Origin of the sequence: Afipia sp. GAS231, from assembly GCF_900103365.1 — a bacterium.
Classification (GTDB): Bacteria; Pseudomonadota; Alphaproteobacteria; order Rhizobiales; family Xanthobacteraceae; genus Bradyrhizobium.
Genome location: NZ_LT629703.1, coordinates 6,938,432 through 6,963,995, shown reverse-complemented (window position 1 = coordinate 6,963,995; position 25,564 = coordinate 6,938,432). Strand labels below are relative to the sequence as shown.

Sequence of the window (25,564 nt, the reverse complement as noted above, 5' to 3'; positions counted from 1 at the left end):
GGCAGCAAATTCGAAATTCTTGGGTCGCGCGCGCTTTTCTCAACGTCCGGGAGAAGCGCGAATGTCCGGCACAAACTCGCGAAAGAATTCGCGCTTTGCGCCGGACAGGAATCTTTAGGCGTTACTCGGCAGCCTCTGACGTCGGGGTCGGGCCGACCTTGGAATTGTGCAGGTCGACGTTGAGGCCGAGCGAGCGCATTTCCTTGACCAGCACGTTGAACGATTCCGGGATACCGGCCTCGAACGTGTCGTCGCCGCGAACGATCGCCTCGTACACCTTGGTACGGCCGGCGACGTCGTCCGACTTCACGGTCAGCATTTCCTGCAGCGTGTAGGCCGCGCCGTAAGCTTCCAGCGCCCACACCTCCATTTCGCCGAAACGCTGTCCACCGAACTGCGCCTTGCCGCCCAGCGGCTGCTGGGTAACGAGCGAGTACGGACCGATCGAACGCGCATGGATCTTGTCGTCGACCAGATGGTGCAGCTTCAGCATGTAGATGTAGCCCACCGTCACCTTGCGGTCGAAGGTGTCGCCGGTGCGGCCGTCAAAGACGGTCGACTGGCCGGAGGCGTCGAAGCCCGCGAGCTTCAGCATCTCCTCGATGTCGGCTTCCTTGGCGCCGTCGAACACCGGCGTCGCGATCGGCACGCCGTGGCTCAGGTTGCGGCCAAGCTCCATCAACTCGCTGTCGTTCATCGTCTTGATGGTTTCATCGTCGCCGTAGATCTTCTTCAGGGTCTCGCGCAACGGCTTGAGATCCTGCCTCTGATAGTAGGCGTCGATGGTCTGGCCGATCTTCTTGCCCATGCCTGCGCAGGCCCAGCCAAGATGCGTTTCCAGAATCTGTCCGACGTTCATGCGCGAAGGCACGCCGAGCGGATTGAGCACGATGTCGGCATGGGTGCCGTCCTCGAGGAACGGCATGTCCTCGATCGGAACGATCTTGGACACGACGCCCTTGTTGCCGTGACGGCCGGCCATCTTGTCGCCGGGCTGGATCTTGCGCTTCACCGCGACGAAGACCTTGACCATCTTCATCACGCCGGGCGGAAGTTCGTCGCCACGCTGCAGCTTTTCGACCTTGTCGAGGAAGCGCTGTTCAAGGCCCTTCTTCGATTCGTCGTACTGCTTCCGCATCGCCTCGATTTCGGTCATCAGCTTGTCGTTGGGGGATGCAAACATCCACCACTGCGACCGCGGATGCTCGTCGAGCACGGCGCGCGTGATCTTGGTGTCCTTCTTGAAGCCCTTGGGACCCGCGACGCCCTGGCGGTTTTCCAAGAGCTCCGCGAGACGGCCGTAGACGTTACGATCCAGGATGGCCTGTTCGTCGTCACGGTCCTTGGCCAGACGCTCGATCTCTTCCCGCTCGATCGCCAACGCACGCTCGTCCTTGTCGACGCCGTGCCGGTTGAACACGCGCACTTCCACGATCGTGCCCTGCACGCCGGGGGGCACGCGGAGCGAGGTATCGCGGACGTCGGAAGCCTTTTCGCCGAAGATGGCGCGCAAGAGCTTTTCTTCCGGCGTCATCGGGCTTTCGCCCTTTGGCGTGATCTTGCCGACCAGGATGTCGCCGGCGCGGACTTCGGCGCCGATGTAGACGATGCCGGCTTCGTCGAGGTTCTTCAGCGCTTCTTCCGAAACGTTCGGAATGTCGCGGGTGATTTCCTCAGGGCCGAGCTTGGTGTCGCGGGCCATCACCTCGAACTCCTCGATGTGGATCGAGGTGAAGACGTCGTCCTTCACGATCCGCTCGGAGAGCAGGATCGAGTCTTCGAAGTTGTAGCCGTTCCACGGCATGAACGCGACCAGCACGTTGCGGCCGAGCGCGAGTTCGCCGAGATCGGTCGAGGGACCGTCGGCGATGATGTCGCCCTTCTTGACGACGTCGCCGACCTTCACCAGCGGACGCTGGTTGATGCAGGTCGACTGGTTGGAACGCTGGTACTTCATCAGCCGGTAGATATCGACGCCCGACTTGGTGGGATCGAGATCTTCGGTGGCGCGGATGACGACGCGGGTGGCGTCGATCTGGTCGATCACGCCGGAACGGCGCGCCGCGATCGCGGCACCCGAGTCACGGGCAACCACGCCTTCCATGCCGGTACCGACGAACGGCGCCTCGGCGCGAACCAGCGGCACCGCCTGGCGCTGCATGTTCGAGCCCATCAGCGCGCGGTTGGCGTCGTCGTTCTCGAGGAACGGGATCAGCGCCGCGGCGACCGAAACCAGCTGCTTCGGCGACACGTCCATGTAGTCGACCTTGTCCGGCGTGATCGGCAGCACTTCGCCGGCGTGACGGCAGACGATCAGGTCTTCGGTGAAGCGGCCCTTGGCATCGAGCGGCACGTTGGCCTGCGCGACGCGATACCGGCCCTCTTCCATCGCCGAGAGGTACACGACCTCGTCGGTGACGCGGCCATCCTTGATCTTGCGATAGGGCGTTTCGACGAAGCCGTACTTGTTGACGCGCGCGAACGTCGCCAGCGAGTTGATCAGGCCGATGTTCGGGCCTTCCGGCGTTTCGATGGGGCAGATACGGCCGTAATGCGTCGGATGCACGTCGCGCACCTCGAAGCCGGCGCGCTCGCGGGTCAGACCGCCCGGTCCAAGCGCCGAGAGACGGCGCTTGTGGGTGATTTCCGACAGCGGGTTGGTCTGGTCCATGAACTGCGACAGCTGCGACGAGCCGAAGAACTCGCGCACCGCGGCGGCCGCCGGCTTGGCGTTGATCAGGTCCTGCGGCATCACGGTGTCGATATCGACACTGGACATCCGCTCCTTGATCGCGCGCTCCATGCGCAAGAGGCCGATGCGGTACTGGTTTTCCATCAGTTCGCCGACCGAACGCACCCGGCGGTTGCCGAGATGGTCGATGTCGTCGATCTCGCCCTTGCCGTCGCGCAGGTCGACCAGCGTCTTGATGACGGCCAGGATGTCTTCCTTGCGCAGCGTGCGATGGGTGTCGGGCGCGTCGAGTTCGAGGCGCATGTTCATCTTGACGCGGCCGACCGCGGACAGGTCGTAGCGCTCACTGTCGAAGAACAGCGACTGGAACATGGTCTGGGCCGAGTCGATGGTCGGCGGCTCGCCGGGACGCATCACGCGGTAGATGTCGAACAGCGCGTCTTCACGCGTCATGTTCTTGTCGGCATGCAGCGTGTTGCGGATATAGGCGCCGACATTGACGTGGTCGATGTCGAGCAGCGGCAGTTCCTTGTAGCCCTGCTCGTTGAGCGCCTTCAGCGACTTCTCGGTGAGCTCCTCGCCGGCCTCGGCGTAGATTTCACCGGTCTTCGGGTTGACGAGGTCCTCGGCCAGGTAGTTGCCGACCAACTCTTCGTCGGTCATGCGCAGCGCCTTGAGGCCCTTTTCCTGCATCTGACGCGCACCGCGCACGGTGAGCTTCTTGCCGGCCTCGAGCACGACCTTGCCGGTATCGGCGTCGATCAGGTCGTTGACGGTCGAGTAGCCGCGGAAACGGTTGGCGTCGAACGGCACGCGCCAGCCTTCCTTGCCGCGCTTGTAGGAGATCTTCTTGTAGAAGGTGGACAGGATCGTCTCGCCGTCGAGACCGAGCGCGTACATCAGCGAGGTCACGGGAATCTTGCGGCGGCGATCGATGCGCGCGAACACGATGTCCTTGGCGTCGAACTCGATGTCGAGCCAGGAACCGCGATACGGAATCACGCGCGCGGCAAACAACAGCTTGCCGGACGAATGGGTCTTGCCCTTGTCGTGGTCGAAGAACACGCCCGGCGAACGGTGCATCTGCGAAACGATGACGCGCTCGGTGCCGTTGACGACGAAGGTGCCGTTCATGGTCATGAGCGGGATATCGCCCATGTAGACGTCCTGCTCCTTGATGTCCTTGACGGACTTGGCGCCGGTTTCCTCGTCGATATCGAACACGATCAGGCGCAGCGTCACCTTCAGCGGCGCAGCATAGGTCATGCCGCGCTGGCGGCACTCGTCGACGTCATACTTCGGCGGCTCGAATTCGTAGCGGACAAATTCCAGCATCGAGGTGCCCGAGAAATCCGAAATCGGGAACACCGAGCGGAACACCGCCTGCAGGCCCTCGTCCAGCCGCCCGCCCGGGGGTTCGTCAACCATCAGGAACTGGTCGTAGGACGCCTTCTGAACCTCGATGAGGTTCGGCATCTCGGCGACTTCCTTGATGTGTCCGAAGAACTTGCGAATGCGTTTGCGACCGGTGAATGTCTGCTGCGCCATCGTGGCCTCTCATTTTCGCCGCCCTGATGGGCGAACCATCCGAAGCGCGACTGCCGCCGCCCCCGGGTTGAATTTCGAATCGCTCAAAAGGAACAAAGCCCAATTTCAGGAATTAACTCCTGAATCCGTTCTCTAGACCTTCAAAACGCAAAACGACGCGCGGGGCGCATGCCTGCACCCGCCCGTCACAACTTGCCGCTTCACGGACTGAAAAAGCCCGAAATTTGACTGTCTCCCAACGGCTTACGCCAAGGACCCTGCCGTCCCCAACGCCTACCGTGTTTTCCTGCTGCCGCCCCGATATGGGGCGGGATTCGTGGAGATTCGAGGGGCTAACCCCGCGAATCCCCACACTTTTTTGTGTACGCTGTGCGCTGGGTTACCCCATCGCACTGAGTCTGGACAGAGAGATCCCGGGTCTCGCTACGCTCGCCAAATCTGACAAGCAAGACCCGGATTTCGCCGAAGTAACTTGCGTTACTTCAGCTCAACCTTGGCGCCGGCCTTTTCGAGCTGGGCCTTGAGCTTCTCGGCTTCGTCCTTGTTCACGCCTTCCTTGACAGCCTTGGGCGCGCCTTCGACGAGGTCCTTGGCTTCCTTGAGGCCCAGGCCGGTGATGGCGCGGACTTCCTTAATGACTTCGATCTTCTTGTCGCCGGCCGCAGCCAGCATGACCGTGAATTCGGTCTTTTCTTCAACTGCAGCGGCGGCAGCGCCACCACCGGCCGGACCGGCAACCGCAACGGCGGCAGCGGCGGACACGCCCCACTTTTCTTCAAGGAGCTTTGCGAGCTCGGCAGCTTCGAGCACGGTCAGGCTCGAGAGGTCGTCGACGATTTTCTGTAAGTCAGCCATTGATCTGTTTCCTTAAACGTATTGGTTCGAACCAGGTTTGAATTGCGAAGGGTCAGGCCGCTTCGCTCTTTGAGGCATAGGCCTGAATGACGCGCGCGAGCTTGGCCGCGGGCGCTGTCGAGAGCTGAGCGATCTTGGTCGCCGGCGCCACCAGGAGGCCGACAATCTTCGCGCGCAGTTCATCGAGTGACGGCAGCGAGGCAAGTGCCTTCACACCGTTCACATCCAGGACGGTTTTACCCATCGAGCCGCCGAGAATGACGAACTGTTCGTTCGTCTTGGCGAATTCGACGGCAACCTTCGGCGCCGCTACCGGATCGTCAGAAGTGGCGATCACGGTCGGTCCCTTCAGCAGGGAACCGATGGCAACGACATCCGTGCCTTCAAGAGCAATTTTGGCGAGACGGTTCTTCGAGACCTTCACCGACGCGCCCGCCTGCTTCATCTGCATGCGCAGCTTCTGCATCTGGACCACGGTGAGGCCGGAATAGTGGGCGACGACTGCGACGCTCGTGGCCTTAAAGACCCCGTTCAACGCCTCAACCGCGTCCTTTTTTGCCGCTCTTTCCACAGCAAGCTCTCTCCGGTTGGCGGCCTTCGCGAGAGCGAGACCGCCGGGTTGCACCCATCGTCTCACCCAAAACCTGACCTCTGGACACCGTCCACGGACACGTCGGGCAAGACGACATTTGAAAAGCCTGCCCTCCCGAACCAGATGGCGCGGGGTGTCGAGGTTCGAACCAAATCAACCAACGCCGCAGCAAGCAGCGCAAAGCGAAATTCGGTCTTCACCCGTCTATGCAGGCCATGCGATTAAGCCGTTGAAAAACTTTCGTTTCGCGCGGGCGCCTGCAGTCTCGGACAGGATCGAGGCGATCCGCGAACGGAAAGCCCCTGCTCTCATTCCACCGGGACGACGGATCCCCTTCCTTTCGAGCAATCCAAAGCGGATGTCTTGAAAGGAATGATCTCCTACCGTATCGGGTTTTCGGAATGCGAGCACAGACGTGCCAGCAACGGCCAGCACGCCCGGAAGCGGTTATCTACCGAGTCTTGACCGGCTTGCCAAGTCCTATCCGGCTTGAAAAGCAAAATTCAGGCCGCGGCGGACACGGGAACAAAGAGGGTTGGAAACAAAGACGGCTTGGGAACAAAGACCGCTGGGAACAAAGGGGGTTCAAACTTTTTCGGTCCGGGCTGTCACACCGGGACCGCCTCGCTCGTCTGGGGCTGCAGGAGGTTCCCATTCCCATGCAGCGCTTGATAGCAGCCATTCTCGCCATCCCCACCCTCTTCAATGGGCTGACGATGCTCGTCGCCGGTCCGTTCTGGTACGCCAGCGTTCCCGGCGTCTCCGAAACCGGGCCGTTCAACCCGCATTTCGTCCAGGACATTGGCGTAGCGTTCCTGGTCGCCGGCCTCGCCCTCGCCGCGCGGGCCTGGCGGCCGCGATACTGGCCCGCCGCGGTCGCAGGCGCCGGCTTCCTCGCCGCCCACGCCCTGATTCATCTGGTCGCGATCATCGGCGGACACGACCACCAGGCGGGGTTCGACCTTGTCGCAATCGTCCTGCCGTCGGCCCTCGCGCTTTATTCCGCTTTCCCAACTCAAGGAGAATCCCATGCGTAGTTGGATCGCGCGCCGCATGCTGCGCGCAACGGCCAAACGTTACGGTTACGACACCAGCTATCTGGAGATGATGCTGAGCGAGTCGCCGGCCGCATTCTTCAAATTCGCGTCCCTGATGAAGGCGTCGAGCCATCGCGAAGTGGTTCCGGTCGAAGCCAGCTTCGCGGCCAAGATCGTCGGCGCCCTGGCGGAGGACTGCGGACCCTGCGCGCAGTTGTGCGTCGACATGGCGCTGGAAGCCGGCATGTCGAAGGACCAGATCGAGGCGGTCCTGCGCCGTGATCCGCGCGCGATGCACGACACCACCCGCCTCGCCTTCAGGTTTGCCAACGCTGTGGTGCGCCGGTCGGCCGAGGACGGGGAATTTTGTGATGCCGTTCGCGCCCAATGGGGCCCAAAAGGCGTTATCGATTTGACGATGGCGCTGCAGATGGGCCGGATGTTCCCGATGGTGAAGGCGGGGCTCGGCTATGCCAAGGAGTGTCGCAGGGTCACCGTGGACGGACACCATGTCGATGTCATCAAACAGGCCGCCTGACGCCGATCCGTTGGCGCCCCATCGCGGGCGCCTGCTCGGGCTCGCCTATCGCATGCTCGGCAGCCGCAGCGACGCCGAAGACATCGTGCAGGATGCCTATCTGCGCTTCGCCGGCGCGGAAGGCGTTCAGAACCCTGAGGCCTTTCTAGTCACCATCGTGACCCGGCTTTGCCTCGACCGGCTGAAGAGCGCCAGGACCCAGCGCGAAGTCTATGTCGGGCCGTGGCTGCCGGAGCCGGTCTGCGACGCCGAAGGTCTTTCGGCCGACGCGGCGACGGAGCTGGCCGACGACCTTTCGTTTGCCTTGCTATTGGCGCTCGACCGGCTGTCGCCGATGGAGCGTGCCGCGTTCCTGCTGCACGACGTCTTCGACACGCCGTTTTCCGAGGTCGCGTCCATGCTCGACCGCTCCGAGGCGGCTTGCCGGCAACTGGCGACCCGGGCCCGCCGCGCGGTGCGCGACGAACGCCCAACGCCCGCGGCGACGCCGGACAATCACGCCCGCCTACTTATGGCTTTCAGCGAAGCGGCGACCAGCGGCAATGTGGCGCGTCTGGCCGAATTGCTGTGCGAGGATGCGGTTGCGATCACCGACGGCGGCGGCCGCAAGACGGCTGCACTCAACCCGATCATGGGCGCCGACAAGATCGCCCGCTTCTTCATCGGCGTGACCGCCAAGAATGCCGGGCACGATATCCGCATCGAACCGGCGATAATCAACGGGGCCTTCGGCGCCCTGCTCTATCTCGACGGCGAGCTCGACCACGCCGTCAGCATGGCGATCGACGGCGAGCGGATCGCCGCCATCTATATCGTGCGCAATCCCGACAAGCTCCGGCACCTTCAGCCTGACGTCACCGCATAAGGCAGCGGTTTGCCGACAAAAAACGCCTCAATGTTAGCGATCACGCAGTCCTGCATCGCCACGTGCGATTCCAGCGTATGGCCGCCGAGATGCGGGCTCAGCACCACATTCGGCAACGCCGTCAGCGCGCCCGGCGCGTGCGGCTCCTTGGCGAAGACGTCGAGACCGGCGCCGGCGATGGTCCCATCGGTCAACGCCGCGATCAGCGCAGGCTCGTCAATGACCGAACCGCGGGCGATATTGACGACGTAACCGTCCTTGCCGAGCTTTTGCAGGATATTCGCGTTGACGACGTGCTCGGTATCCGCCCCTGCCCGCACCGCGATGACAAGCACGCTGCACCATTCGGCCAGCGCTTCCAGCGTCGGAAAATACTGGTATGGCACGTTGTGCTTGCTGCGGCTGTGATATCCGACTTCGGTTTCAAAGGCGGCGACGCGCGCGGCAATCTTGCGGCCGATTTCACCCATGCCGTAGACGCCGATCTTGCGGCCGGGCATGCCGGCTTGCGGCCGCATTGCCGGCGAAGGTTTGGCGCCGGACCAGCTTCCGCTCCGCACATAGTCGTCGGCAACCAGTAAGCGCCGGGTGACCGCCAGCATCAGGATCATGGCGATGTCGGCAACGGAGGCCGCATTCGCCCCTGGGCTATTGCCTACGGCGATGCCGCGTTTGGCGGCCGCCGCCAGATCGATGCCGTCATAACCGGTGCCGTAGCAGACGATGGCGCCGAGCTTCGGCAGCAGGTCCATGGTCTCCGCGCTGAAGGGTGATCCGCCTGCGGTGAGAACCGCGCGAATACCGGAGAGTTGCTCGGCGGTGAAAACGTCATTCAACCGCTTGCCCGCGGCGTCTATCAGTTCGAAGCGCTCGCCGAACCGCACCATCTGGGCTTTGGGGAACCGCGAATAGACCAGCACCTTATCGGGCATTGTTGTTCTTTCTTGCTAACTCCGGCACCGCGACGATTACGCAAAGCGCGCGCCAAACGCAAAGGGCGGAACCGGTCTCCCGGTTCCGCCCTTTATATTCATTGGTAACGCGAGGACGTTAGCCGAAGATCGGCAACGGCCTTAGCCGAGGATCGTACCCGGCTCGACCTTGACGCCCGGACCCATGGTGGAGGAGACCGCCACGCGCTGGATGTAGGTGCCCTTGGAACCGGCCGGCTTCGCCTTGGAGACCGCATCCGCGAGCGCCTTGACGTTCTGGACCAGCTTCTCTTCGGTGAACGAGGCCTTGCCGATGCCGGCCTGCACGATGCCGGCCTTCTCGACGCGAAACTCGACCGAGCCGCCCTTGGCGCCCTTCACGGCGGTGGCGACGTCCATCGTCACGGTGCCGATCTTCGGGTTCGGCATCATGCCGCGCGGGCCGAGCACCTTACCGAGGCGGCCGACCAGCGGCATCATGTCGGGGGTTGCGATACAACGATCGAAGTCGATCGCACCGCCCTGCACCTTCTCGACCAGGTCTTCGGCGCCGACGACGTCAGCACCGGCAGCGCGGGCTTCGTCAGCCTTGGCGCCACGGGCGAACACGCCGACGCGCAGCGTGCGGCCGGTGCCGTTCGGCAGATTGACGACGCCACGAACCATCTGGTCGGCGTGACGCGGATCGACGCCGAGATTGATCGAGATCTCGATCGTCTCGTCGAACTTCGACTTGGCGCGTTCCTTGACCATCTTGATGGCTTCCGCGAGCGGATAAAGGTGCTCGCGATCGACGCCCTCGCGGGCCTTGCTCAAACGTTTTCCGATTGCCATGACCCGTTACCCCGCCACTTCCAGACCCATCGAACGGGCAGAGCCCTCGACCATCTTCATGGCCGACTCGATCGAGTCGCAATTGAGATCCTTCATCTTCTTCTCGGCGATTTCGCGCACCTGCGCCTTGGTCACCGCGCCGGCCTTGTCGCGGCCCGGGGCTTTCGAACCGGACTGGATCTTGGCGGCCTGCTTGAGGAAGAACGACATCGGGGGGGTCTTCATCTCGAAGGTGAACGAACGATCGGCGTAGATCGTGATCACCACCGGAATCGGGGTGTTCTTCTCTTCCTTCTGCGTCTGGGCATTGAACGCCTTGCAGAATTCCATGATGTTGAGACCGCGCTGACCAAGCGCGGGACCGATCGGGGGCGAAGGATTCGCCGCACCGGCCGGCACCTGCAATTTCAGGTATCCGGTCACTTTCTTTGCCATTTAATCACTCCTGTTGTGCCGGCCGCAGCCGGCGGTTTCAGGTTTCGTGGTTCGGATCGAGAGCGGTTGGCGACCACCCTCTTCCTCCCACGTCCTAGTTTACGCGAAGACGTGCTTCGCGCTTTCGCCACACGGAGACGCGCTCCGCGCTTTCGTTCAGACCTTCTCGACCTGACCGAATTCCAGTTCGACCGGGGTCGCACGGCCGAAGATCGACACCGCGACCTTCACGCGCGAACGCGCCTCGTCAATTTCCTCAACCACGCCGGAGAACGACGCGAACGGACCATCGGCCACGCGGACGTTCTCGCCGATTTCGAACGACACCGACGCCTTCGGACGCTCAACGCCTTCCTGCACCTGGTGCAGGATCCGCATCGCTTCGGCTTCGGAGATCGGCATCGGCTTGTTTTCGGCGCCGAGGAAACCCGTCACCTTCGGGGTGTTCTTGATCAGATGAAACGCCTCGTCGGTCAGCTTCATCTTCACCAGCACGTAGCCCGGGAAGAATTTTCGCTCGGCGTCGATCTTGCGGCCGCGGCGCACCTCGGTGACCTTTTCGGTCGGCACCAGCACCTGCTCGAACAGGTCCTCAAGCCCGCGCTGCTTGGCCTGCTCGCGGATCGACTCCGAAACCTTCTTTTCGAAGTTCGAATAGGCGTGAACGATATACCAGCGCTTGTCCATGGTTTGGGTCCCGGTGCTCATCAGTGGACGCCCAGCAGCAAGGTGACGAGATAACGAATGATCTGATCCGATGCGAAGAAGAAGATCGAAGCCAGCGCCACCATCACGAACACCATGATGGTGGTGATCGTGGTTTCGCGGCGCGTCGGCCAGGTGACCTTGGCGGTCTCCGAGCGTACTTCCTGCAGGAATTTGAACGGGCTGAAAGCCATCGTTTGGTAATCCGCGTCTCAACGAGACGATGTTTGATTTACGTGAATCCGAACAGCCCTCTAGCGCCCAGCCCTCTCTCGAAGGATGAGCCGCCAAGCGGGCTCGATTGTTCGGGGGAATTTAAAGCCGCGCCGGATATCCGTTTTAACGGGCCGGCAGCAGGTGGCGGGTATCTACTGCCAGTCGGGCAAAAGGTCAAGGTCCGCGGGCAATTGAAGGCCTTCGCTTCGTAACGTCGCCCCAAGGGATATCAACGTCTTAGAGCGGAAGCCGAACCCGGCACTGTGGCTTCATGTGGCAGCTTCGGCCCACTTGCAGCGGCTACCTCGCGCGGTCATGCTCCCCGAATAACCACAAAAACACTCGGGAGCGACCATGAATATCGCCAAGAAACTGGCAACTTTTGCGGCCATCGGCCTCACCACCGCCCTGGCCGGGCCGGCCACGGCCCAGCAACCCGCCCCGCTCAAGATCGGCCTGCTCGGCGATTTCTCCTCGGTTTATGCGGATATCGGCGGCCCGGGCAATGTCGAAGCCACCAAAATGGCGATCGAGGAGTTCGGCGGCACCATGTTCGGCAAGCCGATCGAGCTGATCACGGCCGACCCGCAGAACAAGGCCGATGTCGCAGCCTCCCTGGCCCGCAAATGGTACGAGAACGAAGCCGTCGACATGATCATCGACATGCCGACGTCAGCGACGGCGCTCGCCGGCATGGAGATGTCGAAGCAGTTCGAAAAGATCATGATCGTCACCGATGCGGCCAGTTCCGACATCACCGGAAAATCCTGCTCGCCTTATACCGCGCACTGGACCTACGACACCTACGCCAATGCCCACACGGTCGGCAGCGCCATCGTCAAGAACGGCGGCGATAGCTGGTTCTTCATCACCGCCGACTATCTGTTCGGCCATTCGATCGAACGCGACACCGGCGACGTGGTCCGCGCCGCCGGCGGCAAGGTGCTCGGCAGCGCCCGCGCCCCGCTCAACAACGCGGATTTCTCGTCGTTCCTGCTGCAGGCGCAGGCCTCGAAGGCGAAAATCATCGGCCTTGCCAATGGCGGCGCCGACACCATCAACACCATCAAGCAGGCGTCGGAATTCGGCATCGTCGCCGGCGGCCAGAACCTCGCCGGGATCGTGATGTTCATCTCGGACATTCACAGCCTCGGGCTGAAGCTGGCGCAGGGCCTGATCATCACCGAGGCCTATTATTGGGATCTCAACGACCGCACCCGCGCCTTCGGCAAACGCTTCTTCGAACGCATGAAGCGGATGCCGACGATGAACCAGGCCGCCACCTACAGCGCCACGCTGCACTATCTCAACGCCGTCAAGGCGGCCGGCACAAGGGACACCAAGCCGGTGCTGGAGAAGATGCGGTCAACGCCGGTTCGCGACGCCTTCACCGACAACGGTTTCCTGCGCGAGGACGGTCGCATGGTCCACAGCATGTTCCTGCTCGAGGTCAAGAAACCGGAAGAGTCCAAGGCGCCGTGGGATTATTACAAGGTGCTGGCGGAAGTGCCCGGCGATCAGGCTTTTCGGCCAATGAAGGACGGCGGCTGCCCGCTGGTTAAATAGCATCATCGCGTCTCCGTGATCGGTCCGGACGGTTGCAGCCTAATTTGGAGGCAACCGTCCAGGCGATATTTGCAGGTCCCAGGGCAGTGGAACCGCCAATTTGTTGACGCAGATTTATCGCCTGATCCGCGGCCGGGGATCCCCGCAACGGGCAGGAAATAATAATGGCGTCGTCTCGCATTTGCTGCGGTCTTGCCGCAGCGACATTTTTCCTCGTGATCCCGATTTCCTCTTTCGCTCAAAGCAATCAGGGAACTCCCGAACAGCGTGAAGCCTGCACGCCGGACGCGATGCGGCTCTGCGGCGCCTACTTGCTCGACCCAACAAGCGTCGAGGCCTGCCTTCGCGCCAGCGGGCCACGGTTGAGTCCGCCCTGTTACGATGTGTTCTTTCCGCCGCAGGAAGCCGCGCCGCCGCCGCCACCGCCGCCACCGCCGAGGGGCTCGCGCAAGCGCCTGCCACCGCCACCGCCACAGGACGACGAGGATTAGGAACGTCACCCGGGCCCCGCGAACCCAACTGGTTAACGCCAGTTAACGCGGTGTCTCAAATCCGAGTGAGCGCGCACGCGCGTTCTTAAAAATTTGTGGGCAGGCTCGGGGTTCCAACGAAGGCGCGAAGCGCGTCTTCGCTCAATATTGACGGGACATGAGACGACCATGGCGCTCAGCCAAGCCCAACCTGTTCAGGAAGCATCTCCGGCCGATACCGTCTGGACTGTTCTCGACGCGGCGAACGACCTAGGCGACACCCTCACGGTCGATGCGTGCCGGCGGGTGATCGACGCGACCCTGCGTGGCCACGAGGCTGCGGCCTCTGACATGGCGGTGGTCGCGGCGTTCTTCAGCTAGTGTCGTAATCGACTTAAGGATCGGGTCCGAAAATCAGGCCAAGCCTCTGATTAACCCGGAGATTTGATTGGCAGGGGCGGCAGGGCTCGAACCTGCGACAACCGGTTTTGGAGACCGGTACTCTACCAACTGAGCTACACCCCTACAGAGACTTGGAATCTATCCCAAGTTCGCGCCGTTTCAAGCATAGGCCATGCCCCGATTGCAAGGGTGAAGCGCTGTCACCGGCATCAAGACCCCCTATCCAAGCCCCGGCTTCTGCGTCAATTTCCTCCCTCATAAGCAACAAGAGCAACGGGAGAGACCATGAACGCCCAGACCGCCGCCCGGCCAACAACCGCTCCGCAGACCCCCTCCCTGCCCCACGCCAAGCCGGAAGCGCTCGGGCTCTCGGCCATCCGCCTGCAGCGGATGTCGGATGCCTTCAAGCGCGAGGTCGACAAGGGAACCCTGCCCGGTGCGACGGTGATGGTGGCCCGCCGCGGCCAGATCGGCTGGTTCGATGCGATCGGCCGGCAGAGCCCGGCGGCTTCGGCGCCGATGACGCACGACAGCCTGTTCCGCATCTTCTCGATGACCAAGCCGATCGTCTCGATCGGCATCATGATGCTGGTCGAGGACGGCCACTTCATCCTCAATGATCCCGTCGCCAAGTTCATTCCGGAATTTGCCGACCAGAAGGTCGGCATCGAGAACAACGGCAAGCTCGAGCTCGTCCCGGTGAAACGGCAGGCAACGATCCAGGACCTGCTGCGCCACACCTCGGGCCTGACCTACGACCACACCGGCAACGGTCTCGTCCAGCAGATCTACAAGGAGTCGCGGCTGCGCAGCCGCAAGATCAGCAATGCCGAACACGCCACGATCATCGCCGGCATGCCGCTGGTCTGCCAGCCCGGCGAGGCCTGGAACTACAGCCGCTCGACCGACGTGCTCGGCCGCCTCATCGAGGTCGTCTCCGGCAAGTCGCTCGGCGCGTTCCTGACCGAGCGCATCCTGACGCCGCTGCAGATGTCCGAGACCGCGTTCCACACCCCCGAGGCCAACGCCGCCCGCCTCGCCGAACCGTTCCCGACCGATCCCTGGACCGGCGAGAAGGTGCAGCTCTTCAACATGCTGGAAAAGCCGGTGATGGAATCCGGCGGCGGCGGACTGGTCTCGACCACGATGGACTATGCGCGCTTCAGCCAGATGCTGCTCAACGGCGGCTCGCTCGACGGCACCAGGATCGTCGGCCGCAAGACGCTGCAACTGATGGCGTCCGACCACCTCGGGCCCCACGTCAAGGTCGACTCGCCCCTGATGCCGGCCGGTCATGGTTTTGGTTTGGGCTTCGCGGTCCGAACCCACGACGGCATGGCGCCGTTCTCGGGTTCGCGCGGTCAGTTCTTCTGGAGCGGAATGGCCGGAACGTTCTTCTTCATCGATCCCACTGAGGAGCTGTTTTGCGTGTTCATGATGCAGGGCCCCGGCCAGCGCGAATATCTTCGCGCGGTGCTGCGGGATCTGGTGTACGCGGCGGTGGAGTGAGGCGAAGCGTTTCACCGCCCAGCACTGTCATGCCCCGCGAAGGCGGGGCATCCAGTACGCCGTGACATCAATCATGATCGAGACGCTGGTGTTTACTGGATCACCCGCCTTCGCGGGTGATGACACCGAAGTCGCGGCTGCGCTGCGCCTCAGCTAATCGTAGCCCCGCCATCGATCACGATGGTCTGCCCGGTCATGAAGTCGCCGGCCGCGGATCCCATGAACACCGCAGCGCCCGCGATCTCGTCGGGGATGCCGATGCGCAGCAGCGGCGAGCGCGCCGTCGACGCCTTCAGCGTATCCGGATTGTCCCAAAGCGCCTTGGCGAAATCGGTCTTGATCAGGCCGGGCGCGATGCAGTTCACGCGGATGTTGTCCTTGCCGTATTCGCAGGCGAGGTTGCGGGCGAGCTGCATGTCGGCCGCTTTCGAAATCGCGTAGGCGCCGAGCACGGTCGAACCCTTGAGGCCGCCGATCGAGGACACAATCACGATCGAGCCGTCCTTGCGCTCGATCATGTCAGGCACCACCATGCTGATCAGCCAGTTGTTGGCGACGATGTTGTTGTCGAGAATCTTGCGGAACTGATCGTCCGAAATGCCACCGAGCGGACCATAGTAAGGATTCGACGCGGCGTTGCAGACCAGCACGTCGATCTTGCCGAAGGCGCGCTTGGATTCGTTGACGAGGTTCTGCAGGTTTTCCTTGCTGGAAATATTGGCCGCGATCGCGACCGCCGTTCCCTTGCCGAACTTTTCGTTGATCTCCTTGGTGACCTGGTCGCAGACGTCCTGCTTGCGCGAGGAGACCACCACCTTGGCGCCGTGCTCGGCCATGCGTTCGGCGATGGCGCGGCCGATACCGCGCGTCGAGCCGGTGATGACGGCAACTTTTCCCGACATATCGAACAAGGTCATGTCTCTCTCCCGATGTTGATCCAGCTCCGCGCCGGTTTTGGTTTTTCGCTTTTTAAATAAGCAGTCTTTGCGAACTAAGCAGCCTTTGCAGCCTTCGACAACCGCGGCCAAACTCAAGCGAGCTTGGAAGGCGCAATCTCCGGTCCCGCCGGCTGATGCATGGCGTTGTGCGAAGCATCCGCGATCCACGGCTGCTGGTTGACCATCGGCAGCCGCCAGCCAGAGTGTCCGTCGCTGGCGATATGATCGAGCCGCGTCACCGAGCAATTGTCGATGTCGAACACCAGCCCCCTTTCCGGCTGGCCGCCGAGCGCCAGACCGACGGCGGCCTTGATCGTGCCGCCGTGTGCTACGACGATCACGTCCCTGCCCGCCTGCTCGGCGTTGATGCGCACGATCGCGCCGCAGGTGCGGTTATAGAGATCCATGAAACTCTCGCCGCCGGGTGCGGCTTCGTCGATCGCGGCAAACCAGTGGCTGCCGGCCGGACGGCTGGCGAGGAACGCGGCCCGGTTCATGCCCTGCCACTCCCCGAGATGTTGTTCCGCGAAATCTTTCACATGCGGCATCGACGCCGGCTTGGGGAAACCGGCGGCCCAGATCGCGTCGGCGGTCTGATGCGTGCGCTTCAGCGTGCTTGCATACCAGGAAGCGTTGCGCGGCAGGATTTTCCCGACCGCGTCGAACACCACGCGGTCGCTGGTATCGCAGCCGAGATCCTTTTGGCCGTAGATGCAGCCGTTGTCCTCGCGGACCGGCGCGTGGCGCACCCACCACCACCGCGTCGTGACCACACCCGCTTTCGGAGCCGCAACTGATTTGTCGGTATTGGACATCGTCAAGGCCCTTCAATACTGTTCGCTGTCGCTGTACGTCAGAGCACGCGACGTCTCAAGTGACTTCATCGTTTGAAATCTTGTTTGAATTCCGCATGGCGGAAGCTCCGACAACATACGCTTAAAGGGAGAGATTCATGGGCCGCCTCGAAGGCAAATCCGTCATCATCACCGGCGCCGGCAGCGGTATCGGGCGCGCCGCGTCGGTGTTGTTCGCCAGGGAAGGCGCCAAACTTGTTATCGTCGATCGTGCCGAAGGCGTGAAGGAAACCGCCAAGCTGGTCAGCGATGCCGGCGGCACGGTCGAGGCCGTAATGGCGGATGCCGGTTCGGAAGCCGACGTCAAAGCCTTCATCGACAAGGCGGTGTCCAAATATGGCAGGCTCGATGCGATCTGGGCCAACGCCGGCGTCTCCGGCGGGCTGGTGCCGATCCCCGACCAGACTGTCGAGCATTGGCAGGAAGTGCTGCGCATCAACCTGATCGGGCCGTTCCTCGCGATCAAGCATTCGATGCCGCACATGATCAAGCAGAAGTCCGGCTCGATTGTCTGCACGGCGTCGGTCGCGGGACTCAAGGCCGGCGCCAGTGGACATCCCTACGGCGCCAGCAAGGCCGGCGTCATCAGCCTGGTGCAGACCACCGCCTACTCGCTGTCCGGCACCGGCGTCCGCATCAATGCGGTCTGCCCCGGCCTGATCGAGACCGGCATGACCAAGCCGGTGTTCGACCGCGCCAAGGAACGCGGCACCCAGGACAAGATCGGCCAGCTCAATCCGTTGAAGCGCCCCGGCCAGCCGCACGAACTCGCGGCGATGGGATTGTTTCTGGCGAGCGACGACGCGTCCTATGTCAACGGCCAGGCGATCCCGGTCGATGGCGGGTTGACGGCGTCGATGCCGTATGCGGGAAAGCCGATTTAGGCCGGTCGTCATTGCCTGCAACAAACGCAAAGCGTTTGTGCAAGGGGCGAAGCGCCGAAGCAATCCAGTCTTTCTTTTCGCGACAAGCTGGATTGCTTCGCTTCGCTCGCAATGACGAATGAGATAGCGGCGCCACCCTCACCCGTCATCCCCCGCGCATGCGGGGGATCCAGTACGCCGCGGCCTCTCGATTCAATCAAGAGCGTCTCTGGAATACTGGATCGTCCGCCCCAGTGCGCAATTGCGCACAAGGCGGACGATGACAGCGAAAATTATTCTCGCGGCATCATCTGCCCGGAGTTTTGCAAGAAAACCTTGCCCTCGAAATCAGAGGGCGCAGGGAAGACCAGATGCGCGCTGCACCCGCGGTCTCATGTGCGATGTTGCACAAGAATATGCTGCACATGAGCATACAGGTTCAGCGGAGAGCCTCCGGCCTTCCCTGCGCAATGGCTTTACGGCTTATACGTAGTCGTCCTGGTGACCCTGCTTTTCGTGACACCATCGCTCTCGGGCAGCGTTGGCCGCCTCCGAACTTGACGCCTGCATCGGGGCGTCGGACCCAAACGATTTCACCGTACGCAAGAACCGCGCTCGTCAGTCGCGATCTCACGTCCATCGCTCCCTGCCCCTCGTTTGCGACGATCGCCAACGCCCCTTGTGTCCAAAAAATTTGGCAGAATGAGCGAACGGGCGGTTGCGGACCAACCGCCCGTTGCTGGAACTGAGCCCGTACGCCCCAAAGGCGACAGAGCCTGTACCAGAGCGAGGGACAGCTCCGGCGTCTTCCTCAACCCGAACAGTTGCAAGGGCTTCGAGCCCGTACCGAGCAAGGAAGGGAGTGGATGATGGCACAAGATGATCGCATTGTCGTGGGCATCGATGTGGCAAAGGACAAGGTGGATGCGTGCATTCGCTCGCTGTCATTGCGTCAGGTCTGTCCGAACACGGGACAAGGCCACCGCAAGCTGGTGGCCTGGCTTCGCAAGTACAAGGCAACCAGGGCTGTGATGGAGGCGAGCGGCGGTTACGAGCGTGACTGGGCCAAGCTACTGCGCCAGGCCGGTGTCGAGGTGCGGATCGTCGACCCCAAACGCGTCCGCAGCTTCGCGCTATCGGCCGGCCGGCTGGCAAAGAACGATGTGATCGACGCGGAGATGATCGCCTGGTTCGCCGAGATATTTACCGAGGCGCCGAGCCAGACCCACGATGCCGCACGCGAGGAGTTGCTGGCGCTGGTGAAAGCGCGCATCGGTCTGGGTGATCTCAAGACGCGCTTGCAAAGCCAAAACGAGCATGCTGCACCAGGACTGGTTCAGAAAACGCATGCCCGCGTCTTGAAGAATCTGGTCAGTGAAATTGCCAAGCTCGAGGCGGCAATTGCGGCCAAGATCAAGGCCTCGCCACACCTTGCCGAGCGTGCCGAGATCATCGAGAGCGTGCCGGGCCTCGCCGAAACGACCTCCGCCAACCTCATTGCGGGGATGCCGGAGCTTGGGCAGGTGAGCAACAAGATCGCCGGTGCGTTATTAGGCGCCGCCCCGTACGACGACGATAGCGGCCATCGGCGCGGTGAGCGTCATATCAAGGGTGGCCGCCGCTGGGTCCGCAACGCCATCTACATGCCCTGCCTCGGCGCAGCCACGCAGAACAACCCGGTGCTCAAGGCCTTCTACGACCGCCTGATTGCCAAGGGAAAGAAGCCGAAAGTGGTGCTTGTCGCCTGCATGCGCAAGCTCATCGTCATCCTCAACATCATGATCGCACGACGGCAGAAATGGGATCCCAGCCGTTACGCACTGAACTGAGCGAGCGCACCTCACCGCGCTCGGTCGATGACCGAGCGCATGCCAAGCCAACAGACCGGAGAGCGGACGGGGTCAAGGCCGTAAGCCGCCGAAGGCGGGGCGCGCCCCGCACCAGCCTTGAGACCCGGCCGATCGCCGGTTTACTTCAGCACAGTTGCTCTGGTGGGACAGGATGGCGGAAGTTATGGAGTTGATTTGCCCGACGGCTCAACGGAAATATTTTTGCGCGAAGGGCTGGACAGGTTTTGGTGATTTGCCCGTCGGGTTACTTTGTCGCAGGCAGCGCGCGACGATTTCGCTTGCCCGTCGGGCAAATCAACCCGCGCTCACACTCAGCCATCTCGCGGCAACGATCTCGTAGGGTGGGTCGCCGAACACGAAATAGCCAAGATTCGCCGCAGGTTTCACGCGCGGTGTTGCCACAATGCGACAATTGCTTGATCGGAGGCGTGCTAGCTTTTGGGCGGCTCATGCCGCACGCATGGCGTGCGATCATCTGAAAAGTGATTCGCAAGAGGACCAAGCAATGAAGCCTTGCTTCCGTTCGCTGTCCTGTCTCTTCGCTGTCACCGCGCTGGCCCTCCTATCGACGGAGGCGGCGGCGCGAACCGATGCCACGCAGCCGCCCGGCAGGAAGACGCACGAGGCGAAGAAGACACCAGAACCCAAGGAGGCTCGCCCTCAACGCAGCGCTGCTGTCGAAAAACGCCGGCACGCGAAGCATGCCGATGCCGAACGCAAATCGAAGCGATCGAAAGATGAGCCTGCCCGCAAAGAGCCGACGCTGACCGGCGACCTGGCGCTGGTCAAGGAAGCGATCGATCTCGCGCGCAAGGCCAAAACCGACGAGGCGACCGCCACGCGGGACAGGATCGCGGACCCGGCGGCGCAGAAACTCGTCGAATGGTTCATCCTGCGCCACTCGGAGACCACGGCGGGTTTCAGCCGCTATGCCGCGTTCATCGCCGCCAACCCGGAATGGCCGAGTGCGGCATTGCTGCGGCGACGGGCTGAGGCCCGCCTGTGGCAGGAACGCAGCGACGCCGCCAGGGTTCGCGGCTTCACGGGCGACCAGCCGATCAGCGCCCGGGGCAAACTGGCGCTCGCACGCATCCTGCTTGGCGAGGGCGATCGCGATCGTGCGCGCCGGCTGGTGCGCGATGCGTGGCGGTCGGAGGAATTATCCGATCGCGTTGAGGCCGAGGCGCTGGAAATGTTCCGCGACCTCCTCACCAATGAAGACCACCGGGCGCGCATGGACAGGCGGATCGGCGCCAAGGACAGCGCGGGCGCCATGCGCGCCGCCAAGCTGCTCGGCGGCGACGCACCCGCGATCGTGAAGGCCTGCGCCGCGGTCCGGGGCAAGTCGGACAAGGCGCTGGATATGCTCGACGCCGTCGCGACCGAGGCGCGCGGGGATCTCGGCTACACCCTGTGCCGCATCCAGTGGATGCTCGCCCAGAACAAGATCGACGACGCAGCCCGCGTGATGCTGGCCGCGGCGCCCGACACCATGGCGCAGCAGGACACCGATCAATGGTGGCGCGAGCGGCGCTCGCTGGCGCGCAAGCTGATGGACCAGGGCAAGTTCCTGACGGCCTATCAGGTCATCCGCCCGGCCGCGGCGCCGGACAACGAATACTATCGGGCCGACGTCCATTTCATGTGCGGCTGGATCGCGCTGCGCTACCTCGACGAACCCGCCACTGCGCGGGAGCATTTCGCCCATATCGACGAGGGTGCTGCCAATCCGATCGTGCTGGCGCGGGCGAATTACTGGCGCGGGCGCGCCGCCGAAGCGCTTGGCGACACGGATGCGATGAAGGCCGGCTATGAAACGGCCGCACGCTATCCGACCGCCTATTACGGGCAGCTTGCGCGCGCCAGGCTCGGGCGTGACCAAATCGAATTGCGAGCCCCCTCGCCCACGCTCGCCTCCGCCGACGGTGCCGCGCTGGTGGATGAACGGGTGCGCGCCGCGGAGATGCTTTACGAGATCGGCGAGCGCGACGTTGTGCTGTATTTCGTCGCCGACCTCGGCGAACAGAGCGCCGACGTGGCCGTGCTCGAAGCACTCGGCGAACTCACCGGCCGCCGCAACGACGCCCGCGCGATGCTGCAAGTCGGCAAGCCGGCGCTCGGCCGCGGGCTGGCGCTTGACCATTACGCGTTCCCGATCATCGGAATTCCGCAACATACCCAGATCGCCCCGGCCATCGAGCGTAGCGTCATCTATTCGGTGGCGCGTACCGAGAGCGCCTTCGACCAGCGCGACCGGTCGTCGGCCAATGCGGTCGGCCTGATGCAGATCACCCCGGAAGCAGGCCGCGACACCGCCAAACGTTTCAAGGTCAGCTACGACTGGGACCGGATGGTTTCCGATCCGGTCTACAACACGCAAATGGGCGCCGGCGAGCTCTCCGCACTGCTATCGGAATACAAGGGCAACCACATCATGACCTTTGCCGGCTACAACGCCGGCCGGGGCCGCGTCCGGGAGTGGCTCGCGGCGTTCGGCGATCCCAGGGATCCCAAGGTCGATCCGGTCGACTGGGTCGAGCGCATCCCGCTCTCCGAAACGCGCAACTATGTCCAGCGGGTGATGGAGAATTTGCCGGTCTACCGCGTACGCTTTGGCGGCGAAACCGCGGTGGCGGCGAAGAGCGAGCAGCGCGTGGTGACGCAGGAGACCAACGCGGCGCCGACAGCCCCACCGGATGCGCGGTGAGCGGGCGCGCCAGAGCCCGCTTTTGCCCCGGAGCGACCGACTTCCGCGGCGCAGCGATTTGACGTGATGTGCCAGAAGCGGAACATCTGACTCGATTAAGCGACGGTCCTCTTGCATTCATCGCCTTCAATCAGTCGGGCGCGCCTCACATCTTTACCATCTCGGTGCGATATTTCGGCAGCAGGGCCGCGATCAATTTTCCCTTCTCGGCGATCTCTTCCGGGGTCGGCTTCGGCGGTGGTGATGTACGGCTTTCGACGGGAAATCCGACCGCCAGAAAGAATTCATCCTGTCCCGCTGGTGTACACATGCAGAGCATGCGGGCCGCCTTGCCGGACACGTTCTTGAACGCGTGCGGGGCGTTGGCCGGAACGTTGACGGTCGATCCCGCTCGTACGGTGTGCGACTTTCCGCGAAAAGTGAACTCGAGTTCGCCTTCGAGCAGCGAAAACATTTCCTCGAAGTCGTGACGATGCGGCGGGGGTCCACCGCCCGCGGGCACCAGCATGTCGACGAGGCAATAGCGTCCCGCGGTCTGCGCGCCAGACACTAGGATTGTGTACGTGCCGCCGGCTACCGAGATATGCGGCACACCGGCCCCGTCGGGATCGGCTACCGTTAGGACGCGGCCCGGATCGTCGGCGGGGATCGAGGAAGCAGACGGGGAATTTTCAGAAGGAGCGTCAGTCATCTCGGACCTCAGTGTCCATGGTTTGAGAATAAGGGGTCCTTATCGTGACAAGAGGTGCCTTTTTCGAGGCCGGATGTCCGTTCAGGGTCGAAAGCTTCCGCCGTGACCCGGCGGCAAGTCTTGCGATGTCCGTTGGGCCACCAAAAGCGGGAGTAAATTCGAGCGCGCATCCTTCCTCGTTACCGGTTGCCGCACTTGACGGTATCACCGTTGTGCCCTTCCAGCCCGATCCATCCCTGACAACAACAGCGCGCGGATGCGGTTCACAACCCGTCGGGCGGCAGGCCGGAGGCACTCGCCGCCACTTCGCGGTGGCGGATGCGTTCGCGGTAGAAGGCGTAGAGGCCGGAGGCGACGATGATCGAGGCGCCCGTTACCATCATGGTGTCGGGCACGTCGCCGAACACGAGATAGCCAAGCAGCAAGGCCCATAGCAGCGCGGTGTAGCGAAACGGCGCGATCGCGGAGATATCGCCGGATCGCAGCGCCATGATGACGCATTGATAGCCGATCAGCACCAGCACCGCGGCGAGTGCCAGCAAACCGACCGCGTGCGCCGAGGGCTGCGTCCAGCCGCCGAGCGGAATGAGAATGACGGCGCCCGCCGTCGTCACCGTGATGGTCGTCAACAGCGTGATGAACAGCGAGGGGATGTGCGAAGGAATTCGCTTGGTGGCGAGATCGCGCAGGCTGCAGAACAGCACCGACACCAGCGCCAGCAGCGTGAACTGGTTGAAGCCGGCGACGCCCGGCCGGACGATGATGAGCACGCCGATGAAGCCGGCCACGATCGCCGACCAGCGCCGCCAGCCGACCGGCTCGCGAAGCGTCAGCGCAGCACCGAGCGTAATCGCCAGCGGCAACGACTGCATGATGGCGGAAGTATTGGCGAGCGGCAAATGCGAGATCGCCGCCAGGAACGACACGGTGCCGCAGACCTCACCGACGATGCGCAACGCGACCGGTTTGACGAACAGCGTCTGCAGCGGACGTATCGCGCGCTGATGGACCGCGAGCGCGCCGATCAGCACGATCGCGAACAGGCCGCGCACCAGCATCACCTCGCCGAAGTTCATCTGCGACGACATCAGCTTGGTGATGGAGTCGTTCATCGTGAAGCCGGCCATGGCAACGGCCATCAACAGGCTTCCGCACAGATTCGGAGACAGCGGCAATTCAGCTTCCGGTGGATCGTAGGGTGGGCAAAGCGAAAGCGTGCCCACCATTGACAGCAACGATCGGGAGAGATGGTGGGCACGGCGCGAAGAGCGCCTTTGCCCACCTTACGATCGTGGCGCGCGGCGCGCGCCGTATCGCGTGCGAGACACGCGTTTGGGCTCAGGTCGCGCCGGCTTTTTGGGCGTATTCCCATGACGCCTTCGACAGCGGCACGGTGCGCGCCGCCGACTCCAGCGCCTTGGCGTTGGCCGCGGTGCCATCGCGAACGCGGCCCGCAATGCCCTGGGTGATGCCGGCGAGACGGAACAGGTTATAGGCAAAGTACCAGTTCAGGTCGGGCACGGCGCTGCCGGTGACGTTGCAGTAGATCTGGGCGGCCTCTTCCAGGCTTGGGATGCCGAGCGCCTTGATATCGACATTGGCGAGACCCGGCATGGTCCACTGCATCAAGAGATAGGTGAAGTCGGCCATGGGATCGCCCAGCGTCGACAATTCCCAGTCCAGCACCGCCTGCACGCGCGGTTCCGTGGCGTGGAAAATCATGTTGTCGAGCCGGTAGTCGCCGTGGACCACCGAGGCGCGCGCCTGCGCCGGCACGGTCTTCGGCAGCCACTCCGCGAGTTTTTCGAATTCCGGAATGTGCTGGGTTTCGGAGGCGCGATACTGCTTGGTCCAGCGATCGACCTGGCGCGCGAAATAATTGCCGGGCTTGCCGAAATCGCCGAGCCCGATTTTCTCGGGATCGTAGACGTGGAGTTTGGCCAGCGTCTCGATCTTGCTGGTAAAAATCTTGCGGCGGTGTTCCGGCGTCTGGCTCGGCAGCGACGGATCCCAGAACACCCGGCCCTCTTCCATCGACATGATGTAGAACGCTGAACCGATCACGCCGTCGTCGGTGCACAGCGCATAGGCTTTCGCGACCGGAAAACCCTGCTTGCCCAGCGCTGCGATGACGCGGAACTCGCGGTCGACCGCGTGCGCCGACGGCAGCAGTTTGCCGAACGGCTTGCGGCGCATCACGTAGGACCGGCCGGGCGTTTCGATCTTGTAGGTCGGGTTGGACTGGCCGCCCTTGAACTGCAGGACGGTCGGCGGCCCCTGATAGCCTTCGACATTTTCCTTCATCCAGGCGTCGAGGTGCGTTTCATCGATGCGATGACGCTCCTCGACTTCCTTGGTGCCTGAAAACTCTTCGTCTTTCCTGACGCCGTCGGCCACGATGACGCTCCCTTACATCTTTTTATTCCGTCATTCCGGGATGGTCCGAAGGACCAGACCCGGAAGTT

23 protein-coding genes and 1 tRNA gene are annotated in these 25,564 nt (G+C 62.9%); 10 read left to right on the top strand and 14 right to left on the bottom strand.

Annotated features, from left to right (window positions below):
* Positions 1–121: 121 nt before the first annotated feature.
* From rpoB to rplJ, 3 genes are all read right to left on the bottom strand, one after another.
* On the bottom strand, positions 122–4,240 hold the full coding sequence (gene rpoB, locus BLS26_RS32595) for a DNA-directed RNA polymerase subunit beta (RefSeq protein ID WP_074828453.1): 4,119 nt from the start codon (positions 4,238–4,240) through the stop codon (positions 122–124).
* A gap of 477 nt (positions 4,241–4,717) precedes the next feature.
* Positions 4,718–5,095: a 50S ribosomal protein L7/L12 gene (gene rplL, locus BLS26_RS32590; protein ID WP_092516555.1), complete on the bottom strand. Its 378-nt coding sequence runs from the start codon at positions 5,093–5,095 to the stop codon at positions 4,718–4,720.
* A 52-nt stretch (positions 5,096–5,147) separates the two neighbouring features.
* Positions 5,148–5,666: a 50S ribosomal protein L10 gene (gene rplJ, locus BLS26_RS32585; RefSeq protein WP_092516554.1), complete on the bottom strand. Its 519-nt coding sequence runs from the start codon at positions 5,664–5,666 to the stop codon at positions 5,148–5,150.
* A 680-nt stretch (positions 5,667–6,346) separates the two neighbouring features.
* Between rplJ and BLS26_RS32580 the strand changes: the two genes are divergently transcribed.
* The 3 genes from BLS26_RS32580 to BLS26_RS32570 are packed head-to-tail and all read left to right on the top strand — an operon-like array spanning position 6,347 to position 8,127.
* Positions 6,347–6,724 (top strand): hypothetical protein, encoded by a 378-nt coding sequence (locus tag BLS26_RS32580; RefSeq protein WP_092516553.1) that lies wholly within the window; start codon positions 6,347–6,349, stop codon positions 6,722–6,724.
* The gene (locus BLS26_RS32575) at positions 6,717–7,262 is read left to right on the top strand and encodes a hypothetical protein (protein WP_092516552.1); all 546 of its coding nucleotides are present in this window, start codon (positions 6,717–6,719) and stop codon (positions 7,260–7,262) included. Before BLS26_RS32580 ends, BLS26_RS32575 begins: the two co-directional genes overlap by 8 nt.
* Complete coding sequence (locus BLS26_RS32570; protein WP_371360717.1) at positions 7,234–8,127, top strand: sigma-70 family RNA polymerase sigma factor; 894 nt, start codon at positions 7,234–7,236, stop codon at positions 8,125–8,127. Before BLS26_RS32575 ends, BLS26_RS32570 begins: the two co-directional genes overlap by 29 nt.
* Here BLS26_RS32570 and BLS26_RS32565 read toward each other — a convergent pair.
* The 5 genes from BLS26_RS32565 to secE all read right to left on the bottom strand — a co-directional run bounded on the left by BLS26_RS32565 (position 8,106) and on the right by secE (position 11,227).
* On the bottom strand, positions 8,106–9,059 hold the full coding sequence (locus BLS26_RS32565; RefSeq protein WP_092516550.1) for a 2-hydroxyacid dehydrogenase: 954 nt from the start codon (positions 9,057–9,059) through the stop codon (positions 8,106–8,108). The two genes, BLS26_RS32570 and BLS26_RS32565, sit on opposite strands and share 22 nt — an antisense overlap.
* Before the next feature lie 141 nt (positions 9,060–9,200).
* Positions 9,201–9,893 (bottom strand): 50S ribosomal protein L1, encoded by a 693-nt coding sequence (gene rplA, locus BLS26_RS32560; protein ID WP_092516549.1) that lies wholly within the window; start codon positions 9,891–9,893, stop codon positions 9,201–9,203.
* A 6-nt stretch (positions 9,894–9,899) separates the two neighbouring features.
* Positions 9,900–10,328: a 50S ribosomal protein L11 gene (rplK, locus tag BLS26_RS32555; protein WP_007602986.1), complete on the bottom strand. Its 429-nt coding sequence runs from the start codon at positions 10,326–10,328 to the stop codon at positions 9,900–9,902.
* Positions 10,329–10,484: 156 nt separating this feature from the next.
* Positions 10,485–11,015, bottom strand: coding sequence for a transcription termination/antitermination protein NusG (nusG, locus tag BLS26_RS32550; protein WP_074828441.1), 531 nt, complete (start codon positions 11,013–11,015; stop codon positions 10,485–10,487).
* Positions 11,016–11,035: 20 nt separating this feature from the next.
* Entirely contained in the window at positions 11,036–11,227 is a 192-nt protein-coding gene (secE, locus tag BLS26_RS32545) for a preprotein translocase subunit SecE (protein ID WP_092516548.1), read from the bottom strand.
* A gap of 376 nt (positions 11,228–11,603) precedes the next feature.
* Here secE and BLS26_RS32540 point away from each other — a divergent pair, with 376 nt between their 5' ends.
* From BLS26_RS32540 to BLS26_RS32530, 3 genes are all read left to right on the top strand, one after another.
* The gene (locus BLS26_RS32540; protein WP_244541771.1) at positions 11,604–12,815 is read left to right on the top strand and encodes an ABC transporter substrate-binding protein; all 1,212 of its coding nucleotides are present in this window, start codon (positions 11,604–11,606) and stop codon (positions 12,813–12,815) included.
* A gap of 164 nt (positions 12,816–12,979) precedes the next feature.
* On the top strand, positions 12,980–13,306 hold the full coding sequence (locus BLS26_RS32535) for a hypothetical protein (protein ID WP_244541770.1): 327 nt from the start codon (positions 12,980–12,982) through the stop codon (positions 13,304–13,306).
* Positions 13,307–13,474: 168 nt separating this feature from the next.
* Entirely contained in the window at positions 13,475–13,666 is a 192-nt protein-coding gene (locus BLS26_RS32530) for a hypothetical protein (protein ID WP_092516547.1), read from the top strand.
* Between the two features lie 68 nt (positions 13,667–13,734).
* Here the strand turns inward: BLS26_RS32530 and BLS26_RS32525 are convergent.
* A tRNA-Trp gene (locus BLS26_RS32525) sits at positions 13,735–13,810 on the bottom strand.
* Positions 13,811–13,972: 162 nt separating this feature from the next.
* Here BLS26_RS32525 and BLS26_RS32520 point away from each other — a divergent pair.
* Positions 13,973–15,196, top strand: a complete 1,224-nt coding sequence (locus tag BLS26_RS32520; protein WP_092516546.1) for a serine hydrolase — start codon at positions 13,973–13,975, stop codon at positions 15,194–15,196.
* A 149-nt stretch (positions 15,197–15,345) separates the two neighbouring features.
* On the opposite strand, the gene BLS26_RS32515 is transcribed toward BLS26_RS32520, so the two are convergent.
* Together BLS26_RS32515 and BLS26_RS32510 are read right to left on the bottom strand one after the other, a co-directional pair.
* Positions 15,346–16,113 (bottom strand): SDR family NAD(P)-dependent oxidoreductase, encoded by a 768-nt coding sequence (locus tag BLS26_RS32515; protein WP_092516545.1) that lies wholly within the window; start codon positions 16,111–16,113, stop codon positions 15,346–15,348.
* Between the two features lie 113 nt (positions 16,114–16,226).
* On the bottom strand, positions 16,227–16,949 hold the full coding sequence (locus BLS26_RS32510) for a histidine phosphatase family protein (protein WP_092516544.1): 723 nt from the start codon (positions 16,947–16,949) through the stop codon (positions 16,227–16,229).
* Positions 16,950–17,086: 137 nt separating this feature from the next.
* Between BLS26_RS32510 and BLS26_RS32505 the strand changes: the two genes are divergently transcribed.
* The 3 genes from BLS26_RS32505 to BLS26_RS32495 all read left to right on the top strand — a co-directional run bounded on the left by BLS26_RS32505 (position 17,087) and on the right by BLS26_RS32495 (position 22,408).
* Positions 17,087–17,872: an SDR family NAD(P)-dependent oxidoreductase gene (locus tag BLS26_RS32505; RefSeq protein ID WP_092516543.1), complete on the top strand. Its 786-nt coding sequence runs from the start codon at positions 17,087–17,089 to the stop codon at positions 17,870–17,872.
* An 845-nt stretch (positions 17,873–18,717) separates the two neighbouring features.
* Complete coding sequence (locus tag BLS26_RS32500) at positions 18,718–19,680, top strand: IS110 family transposase (protein ID WP_092509475.1); 963 nt, start codon at positions 18,718–18,720, stop codon at positions 19,678–19,680.
* A 526-nt stretch (positions 19,681–20,206) separates the two neighbouring features.
* On the top strand, positions 20,207–22,408 hold the full coding sequence (locus tag BLS26_RS32495) for a lytic transglycosylase domain-containing protein (RefSeq protein WP_092516542.1): 2,202 nt from the start codon (positions 20,207–20,209) through the stop codon (positions 22,406–22,408).
* A 145-nt stretch (positions 22,409–22,553) separates the two neighbouring features.
* Here the strand turns inward: BLS26_RS32495 and BLS26_RS32490 are convergent, their stop codons facing one another.
* The 3 genes from BLS26_RS32490 to BLS26_RS32480 form a co-directional block, all read right to left on the bottom strand.
* Positions 22,554–23,099, bottom strand: a complete 546-nt coding sequence (locus BLS26_RS32490; protein WP_092516541.1) for a cupin domain-containing protein — start codon at positions 23,097–23,099, stop codon at positions 22,554–22,556.
* A 263-nt stretch (positions 23,100–23,362) separates the two neighbouring features.
* Complete coding sequence (locus BLS26_RS32485; RefSeq protein WP_244541769.1) at positions 23,363–24,238, bottom strand: DMT family transporter; 876 nt, start codon at positions 24,236–24,238, stop codon at positions 23,363–23,365.
* A gap of 199 nt (positions 24,239–24,437) precedes the next feature.
* Positions 24,438–25,496: a phosphotransferase family protein gene (locus BLS26_RS32480; RefSeq protein ID WP_092516539.1), complete on the bottom strand. Its 1,059-nt coding sequence runs from the start codon at positions 25,494–25,496 to the stop codon at positions 24,438–24,440.
* Positions 25,497–25,564 lie beyond the last annotated feature (68 nt).